Annotated in this window: 12 protein-coding genes; 4 read left to right on the top strand and 8 right to left on the bottom strand. The window is 61.9% G+C overall.

Annotation, left to right across the window (positions count from 1 at the left end; all coding sequences use genetic code 11):
- Positions 1-152 precede the first annotated feature (152 nt).
- Positions 153-1178 carry a helix-turn-helix domain-containing protein gene (locus CLV41_RS05185; RefSeq protein ID WP_235867056.1) on the top strand — a complete coding sequence of 342 codons (1026 nt, stop codon included), beginning with the start codon at positions 153-155 and terminating at the stop codon, positions 1176-1178.
- Positions 1179-1379: 201 nt separating this feature from the next.
- Here the strand turns inward: CLV41_RS05185 and CLV41_RS05180 are convergent, their stop codons facing one another.
- Positions 1380-2030 (bottom strand): hypothetical protein, encoded by a 651-nt coding sequence (locus CLV41_RS05180; RefSeq protein ID WP_208987277.1) that lies wholly within the window; start codon positions 2028-2030, stop codon positions 1380-1382.
- Between the two features lie 501 nt (positions 2031-2531).
- Between CLV41_RS05180 and CLV41_RS05175 the strand changes: the two genes are divergently transcribed.
- Positions 2532-3392, top strand: coding sequence for a delta-class carbonic anhydrase (locus CLV41_RS05175; protein ID WP_103221136.1), 861 nt, complete (start codon positions 2532-2534; stop codon positions 3390-3392).
- A gap of 293 nt (positions 3393-3685) precedes the next feature.
- Here the strand turns inward: CLV41_RS05175 and CLV41_RS05170 are convergent, their stop codons facing one another.
- The 5 genes from CLV41_RS05170 to cysG form a co-directional block, all read right to left on the bottom strand.
- On the bottom strand, positions 3686-4219 hold the full coding sequence (locus tag CLV41_RS05170) for a DUF934 domain-containing protein (protein ID WP_103221135.1): 534 nt from the start codon (positions 4217-4219) through the stop codon (positions 3686-3688).
- Between the two features lie 91 nt (positions 4220-4310).
- Positions 4311-5072, bottom strand: a complete 762-nt coding sequence (locus tag CLV41_RS05165; RefSeq protein WP_103221134.1) for a phosphoadenylyl-sulfate reductase — start codon at positions 5070-5072, stop codon at positions 4311-4313.
- Complete coding sequence (locus CLV41_RS05160; RefSeq protein ID WP_103221133.1) at positions 5059-6717, bottom strand: nitrite/sulfite reductase; 1659 nt, start codon at positions 6715-6717, stop codon at positions 5059-5061. Before CLV41_RS05160 ends, CLV41_RS05165 begins: the two co-directional genes overlap by 14 nt.
- A gap of 75 nt (positions 6718-6792) precedes the next feature.
- Positions 6793-7092, bottom strand: coding sequence for a DUF2849 domain-containing protein (locus CLV41_RS05155; RefSeq protein ID WP_103221132.1), 300 nt, complete (start codon positions 7090-7092; stop codon positions 6793-6795).
- A gap of 19 nt (positions 7093-7111) precedes the next feature.
- Complete coding sequence (gene cysG, locus CLV41_RS05150; protein WP_103221555.1) at positions 7112-8575, bottom strand: siroheme synthase CysG; 1464 nt, start codon at positions 8573-8575, stop codon at positions 7112-7114.
- Between the two features lie 274 nt (positions 8576-8849).
- Between cysG and CLV41_RS05145 the strand changes: the two genes are divergently transcribed.
- Both CLV41_RS05145 and CLV41_RS05140 read left to right on the top strand, forming a co-directional pair.
- Entirely contained in the window at positions 8850-9350 is a 501-nt protein-coding gene (locus CLV41_RS05145; RefSeq protein ID WP_103221131.1) for an invasion associated locus B family protein, read from the top strand.
- A 139-nt stretch (positions 9351-9489) separates the two neighbouring features.
- Positions 9490-10596: a hypothetical protein gene (locus CLV41_RS05140; protein ID WP_146048507.1), complete on the top strand. Its 1107-nt coding sequence runs from the start codon at positions 9490-9492 to the stop codon at positions 10594-10596.
- 111 nt (positions 10597-10707) lie between these two features.
- On the opposite strand, the gene CLV41_RS05135 is transcribed toward CLV41_RS05140, so the two are convergent.
- A complete protein-coding gene (locus CLV41_RS05135) occupies positions 10708-10926 on the bottom strand; it encodes a hypothetical protein (RefSeq protein WP_146048506.1) in 219 nt (72 codons plus the stop codon).
- A 327-nt stretch (positions 10927-11253) separates the two neighbouring features.
- The gene (locus CLV41_RS05130; RefSeq protein WP_103221128.1) at positions 11254-12420 is read right to left on the bottom strand and encodes an acetyl-CoA acetyltransferase; all 1167 of its coding nucleotides are present in this window, start codon (positions 12418-12420) and stop codon (positions 11254-11256) included.
- Positions 12421-12943: the final 523 nt, after the last annotated feature.

Below are 12943 nucleotides of genomic sequence, written 5' to 3'. Positions count from 1 at the left end.
AAACGACGACCGAACGTCGGTCATGGTCACCCATTCCGCCCCCCGTAAACTCCTCGTACCAGCCCCCCACAGTTGACCCGCCCCCGTTTTTCGAACACACCGGAACAGACGGACGGCGGGAGCGGTCCTAGGGGCTCCGGGGGGAGGAAAGCATGATCACGGTGCCGTTTGTCTGGCTGGTCAGTGTCCTGACGACCATTGCCGCCTTCGCGCTGGCGCAGGAGGCGCGGTTGACGGGGGCGGCGCGCTTTTTTCTCTGTCTGTTTCTTCTGGCTCTGGCGGCCATCGGGGTGCTGCTGGGGTTTCGGCTTTCGTTCGACGCGGCCTGGGCGGCGCGGGTGCAGCCGTTCGTGGCGGTGATGGTCGCGCCCTCGGCCTATCTCGGCTTCGCGGCGCTCACCCAGGACGGCGGGGCCAACTGGCGCGGGACGCTGCTTGTCAACGGCGCGCCGGTCGTCCTCGTGCAACTGGCCATGCTGGCGGACTTCCCGGCCTCGGCGGACGTCTTCGTCCTCGGCATCACGAGTTTCTATCTTTTCCGGATGGCGCGGCTGCTGTTCTGCGACGCGGATGAATTCGTGCATGTCGCGCCGAACGCGATGCGCATCCTGCGGCTCGCGATCCATGGCACATGCATCCTGCTCGGCATGATGGTTGCCGCCGATCTCCTGATCGTCGCGGCCAGCCTGCTGGCCGGGGACGGCTTCATCATGACATTCCTGACCGGCATGTCGGGCGTTCTGACGGCATTCGTCTTTGTCGCCGCCCTCGTCGGCGCCTCGATGTTGCCGGGGATCAGGAAGGACGGTGCGGTCAAAGCCGACGAACAGCCGGGCGACAGCGACCGCGCGGTGATGAGCGCGCTCGATGCGCTCATGAGCGAAAAACACATCTATACGGACAGCAACCTGACGCTTGCGCGGGTGGCGCGGCGGCTGTCGGTACCCGCGCGCGATGTCTCGGCGGCGATCAATCGCGTCACCGGAGAGAATTTTTCCCGCTACATCAACGGCTTTCGCGTTCGCCACGCACAGAAAACCCTGCGGGAGACCTCCCTGCCGATCACCGAAGTGATGTTCGAGGCCGGTTTTGTCAGCAAATCGAGCTTCAACACGGAATTCCGCAGGATCACCGGGCAAACGCCGTCCCGGTTTCGCGCGAAGGGGGCGGACGGCTAGAGCCGTTCCCGCAGGGCACGCCTGCACTCCGCCTCATCCTGAGGAACGCGCTTGCGCGCGTCTCAAAGGATGGCTCAGGTGTTCGCGGCCCATCCTTCGAGACAGGCCTTCGGCCTTCCTCAGGATGAGGTCGAAATTGGAGACGGGCCGAGGGGACGGGCCGAGGGAACAGCCCGCTGAACGTTCCACGCCGTGCCGGTCCTATTGCTCCGTGCACGTCACATGACGCACGCTCGCGCCGAAAATGTCCGCGGCAACGGAGCTTCCCGGATTGAGGACGAAGCCGTGGCTGGCGCCAAGGCCGCTCTCAATGACGATATCCGCGTCGGGATCGTCCGGAAGGGTGGCGATACGGTACATGTCGCTGACCACGTCGCCGCCTTCCGCCAGCGTCCTGGCGACGCGCTGCGTGCGGATAATCAGCCGAATGGGCTCCGCCGCCTGAACGGAGATGTTCTCACCGCCAAAATCGCCCGCAACGAAGCGGACGGGGAGCGACAGGCAGTCCTCTTCGCCTTCGCCCCGCAAGGTGGCGTCTCCCAAGATGGCGCCCCGCAAGGTCACGGTGCCATGTCCGGTCATCCCCCGCAGTTGCAGCAGCGTTGCCACGCGCGGTGCATCGATTTGAGCAATCCCCAATGCCCCGGCGGGGATCTGTTGCCCGCTCTGCGTGCGAACGGCCGGGCGCGTTGCCCGGTTCTCTCCTTGGCCCGCCCCTCGATCGGTTTGCTGCGCGGCGGCCGCGACGGGCGTGAAAAGCAGCGCCGCCTGAAGCGCCACAAGCGAAAGAACGGAAGGATAAGCCGGCATGTCTGAAGTCCCTGATGCAATGAAGGATGCGTTGCTGCTCATGGCGGCAACACCCGGCATTTGAGGGACGGCGGCTGGAAATGCGCCCGGATACACGATCCGGAACGTTCGAAATCGCCTTTTCGAACGTCTGTCCGTCGCGGCTCTCATCCGGGTTGAAACTTTCAGCTTGCTCTTGCCGATGTTTCCGGAAAACGGGATGCAGCCATGTGGAGTTGAATGAAACCCGGATGACTTCACCGGTTCAAGCTGAGGGCTTTCACCCGCCACCTGCCTTTCCCGTACCTGTCGAAACTATCAGGAGGCTTTCATATCTTGTTGACTGCAAACATGATATTGCCGCTGCCATACCTTGACATCGGGCACAACCTCGGGTTCCGTGCGCCGGGGGAAGGATCGTGCCGGCGGTTGATTTCATCGGTAACGGCAGCCCGCCAACGGGCTTTTGTGACCGCCATTTGCACCCCGCATCATTCCAACCTCAACCAGAACTGCGCTTGCTCGATTGTACGGTCAGTATCGACAAACTTATGGAGACGAACGATGTCTGGAATGAAATATGTGCTTGCATCGACAGTACTGGCCGCCGGTCTTTTCAGCAGCGCCGCGATGGCCGCCGAAGGAGCCGTTTCCGACGCGGTTATCGCCGAACAGCGCGCGGCACTGGCCGCGGCAACCAAGGACGGCGGTTTCGGGCCGCAATCGCCCCGGGACATCGACGCCACCGCGGGTAGCAACCATCGTGCTTTTGGCGCGGCCCCGGCCTATCCGGCAATGACCCTGTGCGATATCCATTTCCATGAAAACGCCGAGCACAAGGGTGGCGACTTCACGACCTACGCCGGCAATGGGGACGGGCATGGCTACGGCACGGGCTTCAAGTACAATGACAAACTGACCGACGCCGAACTTGCCCCGGTCGACAAGAAGATCGGCGACAGCGAGCATGGCGACCTGGTTCCCGGCGACACAATTGAAATCCATTTCGTCTATTCGACCGCACAGGCGAAACCCGGCCCGACCCTGGGCACCTGTCTGAGCGATGCCATCAGCAATCCGCAATTGCGCGTGGAAGCGGTGGTCGGTGTCCTGGTCAACGATCCGGGCGCGGCCGACTTTGCTGAAATGGCAAAGGTCGAGACGATCGACGGCCTGTACCAGGCTCCGAACCTGCCGAATGATCTCGGTGCTCCGGTCGTCTATGCCGGCTCCACGACCGGTCCGGGCTATAACGAAAAAGCGTCGCCGTTTCAGGTGACCTGGAGCGTTCGGCCTCAAGTCGTGAAACTCGACCTCACCTCCGTCGGCACCTGGCTGAGCGGCAATGTATTTGAGGAAGACCACGCACACGGCGTGCGCAATCTTCTGATGAATCCGGACCTTCTTTCGCAGATATCCAAATAAGGCAGTCCGCGTTCATCTTGCTCCGAACCCCGGAAACGGGACGTCCTGGAGCATGATGCGTTAAATTGAATTCAGAAGACGCTTGAGCGCATTTGCAATGCAAACGCTGCCTCGGGCGTCTTCCTGAAACCAGGAAACCGTTTGAGCGCAACACGCTCTATTCCAACCCGCCGCCCCGGCCCTGAGCCGGCCAATACGTCAAGCGGATCACAGAGGTCTCCGATCAGGCCCGGGACGGCGTGTGAAGTGCGGTTGGCGAACGGTGGAATGCGGAGGACAGACCGGAAAGCCGGTTATTCCGCCGCGACCGGGATGTCGCGCAGGGAACGGCGGGCCCAGGGGCGGGTGCCTTCCGGGACTTCCTCGACAGTGCCGACCGGCTGCAGGTATTTGGTGACTTCCGGCCATTCGCCCGCCTTCAGGGACTTCAGAACCTCCGGCTTGGAGATCTCGAAGGAAGACACCCCGCAGCGCCTGGCAAGCGGCACCTGGTCGAGGATATATTTGCCAATCGCGCGGATATCGCCCTTGTAGCCGGTCTGCTCACGCAGGATGCGGGCCGCGGAAAAGCCGCGTCCGTCCGAAAAGCTCGGAAAGTCCACGGCGACCAGCGCCAGACGGTCGAGAAAGGGCAACACCTCCTCGACATCGTCGCCGGCCTCGACGATGACAGCCGTCCTGCCGCCGCGCGCGAGATAGGTTTCCGCTGCGCCGAGAAACAGCGAGAGCGGCACCAGGGCATCGCCTTCCACGGCCGCGCCGGTCTCCGCGTCGGCCCGGACCCAGCTCTCCTCGACGAACGCGCCGTCCTTGTAAATCGTTGCCATTCCTTGCGTCCTCAATTCCGCTCTTGTCCGTTCCGGAGGTCCTTCAGGATACCTCTCAAGGGTTCATCTTTTTACTGGCCACAACGGCGTCTCAGATGCCGCTGCCGTCAACTTCCTTGCCGTGCGAGGGCCAGTGAATACCGCATTCGATCTTGTCCTGGCCGCGCCAGCGTCCGGCGCGCGGATCCTCTCCCGGCGCGACCTTGCTGGTGCAGGGCAGGCAGCCGATGGAAGGGTAGCCCTGGGCAACCAGCGGATGCGGCGGCAGATCGTGAGTCTTGGCATAATCGAGAATGTCACCGGCCGTCCAGTCCGCGAGCGGATTGACCTTCACGCGGCCATCGTCGATCTCGAAATAATCGAGATCGGCCCGTGTGGCGCTCTGGTAGCGTTTACGCCCGGATATCCAGGCTTCGAAACCCTTCAGCGCATTGGCCAGGGGAACCACCTTGCGGATATGGCAACAGGCGTCGGTGTCGCTCATCCACAGCATGCCTGCGGGGTCGTTCGCGGCCAGATCCTCGCTATCCGGCTTCTGCGTCCGCACGTTCGTGAGGTCGAGCTTTTCGATGAGCTGGTCGCGGTAAAGGATCGTTGCCGGGAACAGCTTCACCGTGTCGACGAACAGTACCGGCGTGGATGGATCGATCCGGGCGACCATGTGCAGCAGCACCGCGGAATCCGCGCCGAAGCTTGAAACCATGGCGATGCCGCCGGCGAACTGGTGCCGGATGGCGGTTCGAAGGATTTCATGCGCACTCGCGCCCTCGAACTGGGCGTTGAGAGCAGCGACTTCCGCCTGCAGCCCGAGCTCGGGATCGACGCCCAGGCTGAATGTCTCATGCAGCGCCATATAAGGCCTCCTTGAAAGGCTCCTCCCCGAGCCGGCGATAAGCCGCCAGGAAGGTTTCCTCTTTGCCCGAACGCAGGCCGAGATAGGTATCGACCAGCTTTTCGACCGCATCGACCACTTCCTCGGAAGAAAAGCCCCGGCCGACGATTTCGCCGATGGAGGTGTTTTCGTTGGCGGAGCCGCCGAGCGTCACCTGATAGAATTCCTCACCCTTCTTTTCCAGGCCGAGGATGCCGATGTGGCCGACATGGTGGTGGCCGCAGGCGTTGATGCAGCCGGAGATCTTGATCTTCAGCTCGCCGATCTCCGCCTGGCGTTCCGCCGCGCCGAAACGTTCGGAAATGCGCTGCGCCACCGGAATGGAACGGGCGGTCGCCAGGGCGCAAAAATCCATACCCGGACAGGCGATGATGTCGGTGATGAGACCGGCATTGCCTTCCGCGATGCCGGCCGCGACCAGCCCGTCGTACAACGCGGGCAGGTCGTCCAGCTTCACATGCGGCAGAATGACATTCTGCTCATGGGAAATGCGGATTTCATCGTGGCCGTACTGCTCTGCAAGGTCGGCCATCGCGTCCATCTGCGCATCGGTCGCATCGCCGGGAATTCCGCCGACCGGCTTCATCGACAAGGTCACGGATGTATAGCCCGGCACCCGGTGCGGATTGAGATTATGCGCGGCGAACTGGGCGAAGGCGGCATCGCTCGCGCGACGCGCTTCGACAGCGGCTGACGTCGCGGACCCGACTTCAAGCGGCGGCGGCGCGAAATAAGCCTCGATGCGGCGGACTTCCTCGTCCGGCAGAAGCAGGACGCCGAAGCGGATCTTTTCGAATTCCTGCTCGATATCCGCCTTCAGCTCTTCCAGGCCGGTCTCGTGCATCAGGATCTTGATGCGCGCCTTGAATTTGTTGTCGCGGCGGCCATAGCGGTTGTAGACGCGCAGGATCGCTTCCGAATAGGCCAGAAGGTCCTCTTCCGGCAGGAATTCACGCACCTTGCGGCCGATCATCGGAGTGCGGCCGAGGCCTCCGCCGACATAGACGACAAAACCGGTCTCGCCGGCGTCGTTGCGGGTCAGCTGCAGGCCGATGTCATGCACCTGGACCGCCGCGCGGTCATGCGGCGCGCCGGTGATGGCGATCTTGAACTTGCGCGGCAGGAACGAGAATTCCGGGTGCAGAGAAGACCACTGGCGCAGGATTTCCGCGTAGGGGCGCGGGTCGGCGATCTCGTCGGCGGCAGCACCGGCGAAATGATCCGCGGTCACGTTGCGAATGCAGTTGCCCGACGTCTGGATGGCGTGCATCTCGACTTCCGCCAGCTCTTCCAGGATCTTCGGCGTGTCCTCCAGCCTCGGCCAGTTGAACTGGATGTTCTGGCGGGTGGTGAAGTGGCCGTAGCCCTTGTCGTAGGTGCGGGCGATATGGGCGAGCTTGCGCATCTGGCGGCCGTTCAGCGTGCCATAGGGAATGGCGACCCGGAGCATATAGGCATGAAGCTGCAGATAGAGGCCGTTCATCAGGCGCAGCGGCTTGAACTCGTCCTCGGATAGCTCGCCGGCCAGGCGCCGGCGGACCTGATCCTTGAACTGATCGGTGCGCTGGCTGACAAAGCTCGCGTCAAATTCGTCGTAGCGGTACATGTTTGAACTCTCCTGTCGGGCGCTGCCGTTCGTGTCTTTCAGTGACCCGGGCGCTGCCCTGCTCCTGTCTGCGGTTTAAGCGGATACGGCCTGGGCCTGCTTGCCCAGATCCGGATGTGTGGTCGGACCTGTCGCGCGGATCTTTTCGCGCAGGCGTACAGGGACGATGACCCCGTCCTCGACCGTCACGTCCATCTCGTAAACATCGACGACTTCCTGCCTGTCCTTCGACACCATGCCCAGGGCCAGCGCTTCGGCCACGGCTTCCTTGCCCTCGAAGGCCTTCGCAAGCGTGATGCGCTCGACCCAGTTGCCGTTCCCGGCGAGCCAGACGACGTCGCCGTTCAAAAGCCGGTTGGCGGTGATGACTTTCATGGCGATCTCTCTTCAAATCTCAGGCGGCCGCCGTCCGGACCGCCCGGTGCGGCGCCAGAGGTTCAGCCTTGTCAAGGGCGGCATGGCCGACGGCCTCGCCGATCACGATCAGAACCGGCCCGTCCACTTCCGCGCGGTCCGAAAGGACCGCGAGTTCAGACAGGGTTCCGGCGAATTGGCGTTCGTCCGGATGGGCGGCATTTTCGATGACGGCCACCGGGGTTTCGGGTCTCAGGCCGGCGGACATCATCCGGCCCGCAACGGCCGCGGCAACGGTGCGGCCCATATAGACGGCGACGGTCGCGCCTTTAAGCGCAAGGTCCGCCCAGTCCGGCAGAGTCTCGGATTTCGCATTGTGACCGGTCGCAAAAACGAGGTTGGAGGCGACACCGCGTAACGTCAGCGGGATCTGGGCCGAAGCTGCCGCGGCGAAGGCTGCTGTGACGCCGGGAACAATTTCAAAGCCGATGCCGCCTGCGCGGAGCGCTTCCATTTCTTCCGCCGCGCGGCCAAAGACCATAGGGTCTCCGGATTTGAGGCGCACGACCTTGCGGCCTTCGCTGGCAAGCCTGACAAGCAGTCCGCAGATTTCCGATTGCGGCACGGAGTGCGCGCCCTTGCGCTTGCCGACGGAAATGCGCTCTGCGTCCCGGCGGCCCATGGCTACCACATCGGCCGGCACCAGCGCATCGTGAACGATCACATCCGCTTCCTGAAGCAGCCGCTGAGCCCGAAGGGTCAGAAGATCTTCCGCTCCCGGACCTGCCCCGACCAGCCAGACGAAGCCCGGCTCACCGGCCATGCTGTTGAGCAGCCGCTGCGCTTCCGAACGGGCGGCGCCGGACTTGCCGGCATAAAGATTGGCGGCAACGGAGCCGGAAAAGAACCGCGCCCAGAAGTTCCGGCGCAGCGCCCCGTCGCGGATCACTTTCGTGGTGGCATCGCGGAAGCTTTCGGCAAGCCGGGCAAGGTCGCCGGTCGCGCGCGGCAACATCGCCTCGATGCGGGCGCGGATGTGGCGGGAGAGCACCGGACCGACGCCGGTCGAGGTGATGGCGACAGCGATCGGCGCGCGGTTGACCAGCGCGCCGGTGTAAAAATCGCAAAGCTCCGGCTTGTCGACCGCGTTCACCGGCACGCCCATGATCCGGGCGGCATCGACGACGGCCTTGTCGAGATCCCAGTCCTCACGGGCGGAAAAGACCAGCGCGGCGCCGGTGAGATGCACCGGGCGGAAATCCTCGGCGATATGTTCCGCCTCGAAGAGGTCGATCGCTTCGCGCAGTTCGGGTTCGATCATTTGGGAGACCACGACGATCCGCGCGTTGGTTTCGCCGAGCAGGCGAACCTTGGCGGCCGCCTCGCCGCCATGACCGGCGACAAGCACTTTTCGGCCGGCAACTTTCATGAACGCCGGAAACACGTCCAGCCGGGCATCCGGCTTTTTCAGTGCTTTCGCTTTTGTTTCACGGCTGCCAGCCATCTTCAGGGTCTCCAATCCCAGTTTGATGGACTTAATGTAGTCGGCAGCCTTCCCGGGCGCCGGGCACCGGATTTCAAAGCTTCGCGGATTAGCGGAATAGTTTTTTCCCAACGAAGGGTTTGACCAATTCCAATTCCCGTCCTTCTTGCGTCATTCCACCAGTTGCGAATAAAACCGCGATCAGGCGTTCGGACCCGGCATCGCGGCACGTTGCGAATTCTTCACGACCGATCGCGGTTTCACCGGACGCGCAGCACGAACAAAGCGAAGTCGAATGCAATTCATCAAATCAGGTATTCTTCTGTCGGCGGCTTTCAGCCTATCTGCCGTGGCACAGTCGGTTTGCGCGCAGCAGGCAGGCGAGGACACTCTCTGGCAGACGCGTTGCGCCGGTCCATCGAGATCAGTGGAGGCTCTCACTTGCGAGGCGAGCGAAAGCATACGGATGAAGGAAAGCGGTCAACTGGTTTTCAAGGTCGACCTCATCTTCCCCGCCAACAACGCGGCGCCGGTTTTCCACATCCAGGCTCCGCTCGGTTTTTATCTGCCCGGCAAGATCAAGCTTGGCGTTGACGGAAAGCCGATAAGCGAACTGGAGATCGGCACCTGCGACCAGCGAGGCTGTTTTCTGTCCACCGAAGCGACGCCGGAAATGATCGCCACCCTGAAGGCGGGGGAAGCGCTGCAGATCGATTTTGCGCCCGCGGCCGACCGCAGACAGACCATCGAAATGCCGCTTACCGGCTTCAGCCGGGCGATGGACGCGGTTCAGTAAAGCGTCCACGCCGGCCCGCGACAGGACCTGAACAGGTCCATTTACAACCTCCGGATTTCTTGCTGCCGACGCGTAATTCGCATAGTTTCCGAATTGAGCGGCGGCGGCCGACAGCCGCGACAGGGTATCCGGGGGGGATATGATGCGGCTATTTCGATTGCTGGCTGTTGCCGGCTTGCTGGCGGTATACGGCCTTGCGGATGCCGGTTCCGGACAGGCACGGGCAGCCTCGGTGGAGAATTTCCGCCAGGGAGGCTGGAACGGGCATGCCTATACCGATGACAACAGCGGTTTGTTCAGCACCTGCGTCGCATCAGCCAACTATCGCAGCGGTATCAGTCTCTATGTGCAGGTGGACACGGGCTACAATTGGGCGATCGGCTTCTCCGCTCCGCACTGGACCATGAAACCGGGTGCCGATATTCCTCTTCAATACCGCATCGACAGGGGAGCCTGGCAGCAGGGTGTCGCCAAGGCAACGTCGAACAACCTCGCCCGCATGCAGATGCCGCAAGACGGCTATATCATAACCCGCTTCCGGCGGGGGCGGACGCTTTACGTCAATGACGGCTCCTATAATTACGAATTCCGCCTGACCGGCACATCGCGGCTGATGGCGCGCATGGCCAAATGCGTGGAGCGCAATTCGGTGCGGTTCGGCGCGGCGCCCGCCATGGATGCCGTCGTGGCGAATACGCCCGGCGGGCTTGGCAGCACTCCGCCGGCGCAGGCAGCCTCTCCCGCAAGCCCGGCGGCCGATCCGCAGCTGGCCGTGGAAGCGACTCAAGCTCTGTTCAACCTGATGGGCAGTGCCGGGCTTTCCGGTCTGAAACTCATCCCGGACGGCCAGCGTGAGGAAGATCTCAACGGCCTGCACGCGGTCGCCGCCGATGAAGCCCGCACGATCGTGGCGCATATTTTCGCACTGGGCAGCTACACCAGCGAACTGGAGCTGATGTCCCTTGTCGTCGCCGACAGTCAAAAATCGTGCTCAGACGGCAGCTTCTCCTCCGGCTCGGAAAAAATCACCGAGGGCGGCAAGGAAATCTATACAAGCTACGCCAATTGCGAGACGGGCGACCATCAGCTGATCGAACGGGTTGCCATTATCGGGCGCAAGGCAGGGGGTGTCTTCATCTACGGTGTGGCCGATACCTATGTCGGCGAAGGCGGCGGAGCCCCGGTCACCCCGCCCGAACTGACGGACCCGGATTTTTATGCGGCTGCGGCGGAAGCAGCGGAATAACAGGAAAGCCGGCCGCCATTGCGAATGCACCAAGCGGCGGAATAACCGCGCGCATGATGAACAGGCTCGCAACGCCCAGGGCAATCAGAACAAGGATGAGGTTCGCGAAGGTCATATAATAGGCAGGGAAATGGGACTGCCCTCCACGATCTTCCCGGACAGGTCTGAATACCCCGGCTTTTCCGCAAGAGCGGTGGCCGCGCTACTGTCCGCTTCAAATCGTTCGACGAATTCGGCGGCGACATCGAAACCATGGTTCAGCCCGTCCGGTCCGCGCGTTGCGGAAATATCGCTCAACCACTGCTGAACCCGGACAACGTCGAATTGCATCTTCCACGGAGCGAGCGCCAGGATTATCCCGTGCGTGGCGAATGTTTCCGCGCCATTGCGCAGACGGTCCGCGTTCTCTTCCAGAGATGAATGGTTCCCAGGCTCAATGCCGTCACCATGACGAATACGGTCGCAATGATGGCAGCCACTCTTGATTTCAACCTTTTAAGGATTGTCATTTTTCCCGCGCTTTCAACGGGAACCGGGGCACCGAACGGAACCTGATTTCAGGAAGCAGAATACATGCATTCAACCAGCCACGAAAAAAGGCCGGTCAGCCGGCCTTTTTACATCGCAGAGTTCAATCGACCGGAAGGTCGCCGGATTTTACTTCATCGCCTGCAGAACGGAGACATAGTTGGCGACCGCCGCGCCGCCCATGTTGAAGATGCCGCCGATTTCAGGGTTCTTGACCTGTATGTCACCAGCGGTTCCCGTGAGCTGCATCGCCGTCAGGACATGCATGGAGACGCCGGTCGCACCGATCGGGTGGCCCTTGGCCTTCAGGCCGCCGGAGGGGTTCACCGGCAGCTTGCCGTCCATCCCGGTCCAGCCTTCCTTCACAGCGCGAGCGCCCTCACCCTCCTTGGTCAGACCCATGGCTTCGTATTCAATCAGCTCGGCGATGGTGAAACAGTCATGGGTTTCGACGAAGGAGAGATCCTCCAGAGCCAGATTGGCATCGCCCAGGGCTTCGCCCCAGGCCCTGGAGCAGCCTTCGAATTTCAGGATGTCACGCTTGGACATCGGCAGGAAGTCCTGCACATGGGCCAGGCCGCGGAAGGCAACGGCCTTCTTCATACCAAGCGCCGTTGCCGGGTCGGTCAATACCAGAGCCGCCGCGCCGTCGGATACAAGCGAACAATCCGTGCGTTTCAGGGGACCCGCCACAAACGGATTCTTCTCGCTTTCCGCGCGGCAGAACTCGAAGCCCAGATCCTTGCGCATCTGCGCGTAGGGATTGCCGACACCGTTCCTGTGGTTCTTGGCGGCGATCCCCGCCAGGGCATCGGACTGATCGCCGTATTTCTGGAAATAGGCATCCGCGATCTTGCCGAAGACACCTGCGAAGCCGGCCGGGATATCGCCTTCTTCCTTGAGATAGGAAGCCTTCAGGAGGTTTTTGCCGATTTCGGGGCCCGGCGTGGTGGTCATCTGCTCGACGCCGACCACGAGCACGAAGCGCGCGTCGCCCGATGCGATGGCGCGCACACCCTGGTGGACGGCGGCCGAACCGGTCGCGCAGGCATTTTCAACGCGTGTAGCCGGCTTGAACCGCAGCGCCGGATCCGCCTGAAGAACGAGGGACGCGGTGAAGTCCTGCGGCGAGAAGCCCGCGTTGAAATGACCGAGCAGGATTTCGTCCACATCTTCCGGCGCGATGCCTGCATCGTGTATGGCGTCGCTCGCCACCTTGACGATCATGCTTTCAACGGTTTCTTCCGCGTGCTTGCCGAAGGGCAGATGCGCCCAACCCACCATGGCTGCCGTCATGACATTTCCTCCAAGTTTTTATTCCGCGAGATAGAAGTGCGGGGTCAGGCTAAACGCCCCGAATATTCACTGGGAAGCCGGGACAACGGCACGGACGGCATCGCCGACCCGAAACAGAGTGCCGATTGGCCCCAAGGGCTCCACTTCACCTGATATTTGCTCGAAAGGACATTTCCAGCTTCCGTGCCGCATTGCAAGACCAAAGTTACCTAAACGTAATAACTTTTTACTTTTATAATATATTTCATATGCTTATGATATAAATCTTGTGCAGCTTCATGGTTTCGCCGCCGTGCGGACGATTGGGTTCCGGCAACCGTGAGGGTCAGGATTTCGGTCATATCCCTGTCACGTGTGACGCGTAGAAGGGTGCCGTTCCGGACAAATTCGTTTTTTGAGATTATTATTTGCTTCACCGGTCCTGCGCAGCAGGGCCGGTGTTTTTTTGTGGTCCGGTTCCTTCCGGCAAAAGGCACCTGTCTTTTTTCGCGGATGATTTTTCCCTCGAGACGCTTGACCTCAC

It is taken from the genome of Roseibium marinum (genome assembly GCF_002906165.1).
GTDB classification, from domain to species: domain Bacteria; phylum Pseudomonadota; class Alphaproteobacteria; order Rhizobiales; family Stappiaceae; genus Roseibium; species Roseibium marinum.
This window is presented reverse-complemented; position numbering and strand designations above follow the sequence as displayed.

What these genes read in the sequence shown, in the direction of transcription:
- CLV41_RS05175 (WP_103221136.1), top strand. Translation starts at nt 2,532, where the DNA reads ATGTCTGGAATGAAATATGTGCTTGCATCGACAGTACTGGCCGCCGGT.
- CLV41_RS05145 (WP_103221131.1), top strand. Translation starts at nt 8,850, where the DNA reads ATGCAATTCATCAAATCAGGTATTCTTCTGTCGGCGGCTTTCAGCCTA.
- cysG (WP_103221555.1), bottom strand. Translation starts at nt 8,575, where the DNA reads ATGGCTGGCAGCCGTGAAACAAAAGCGAAAGCACTGAAAAAGCCGGAT.
- CLV41_RS05155 (WP_103221132.1), bottom strand. Translation starts at nt 7,092, where the DNA reads ATGAAAGTCATCACCGCCAACCGGCTTTTGAACGGCGACGTCGTCTGG.
- CLV41_RS05135 (WP_146048506.1), bottom strand. Translation starts at nt 10,926, where the DNA reads ATGCAATTCGACGTTGTCCGGGTTCAGCAGTGGTTGAGCGATATTTCC.
- CLV41_RS05185 (WP_235867056.1), top strand. Translation starts at nt 153, where the DNA reads ATGATCACGGTGCCGTTTGTCTGGCTGGTCAGTGTCCTGACGACCATT.
- CLV41_RS05130 (WP_103221128.1), bottom strand. Translation starts at nt 12,420, where the DNA reads ATGACGGCAGCCATGGTGGGTTGGGCGCATCTGCCCTTCGGCAAGCAC.
- CLV41_RS05180 (WP_208987277.1), bottom strand. Translation starts at nt 2,030, where the DNA reads ATGAGCAGCAACGCATCCTTCATTGCATCAGGGACTTCAGACATGCCG.
- CLV41_RS05160 (WP_103221133.1), bottom strand. Translation starts at nt 6,717, where the DNA reads ATGTACCGCTACGACGAATTTGACGCGAGCTTTGTCAGCCAGCGCACC.
- CLV41_RS05140 (WP_146048507.1), top strand. Translation starts at nt 9,490, where the DNA reads ATGATGCGGCTATTTCGATTGCTGGCTGTTGCCGGCTTGCTGGCGGTA.
- CLV41_RS05170 (WP_103221135.1), bottom strand. Translation starts at nt 4,219, where the DNA reads ATGGCAACGATTTACAAGGACGGCGCGTTCGTCGAGGAGAGCTGGGTC.
- CLV41_RS05165 (WP_103221134.1), bottom strand. Translation starts at nt 5,072, where the DNA reads ATGGCGCTGCATGAGACATTCAGCCTGGGCGTCGATCCCGAGCTCGGG.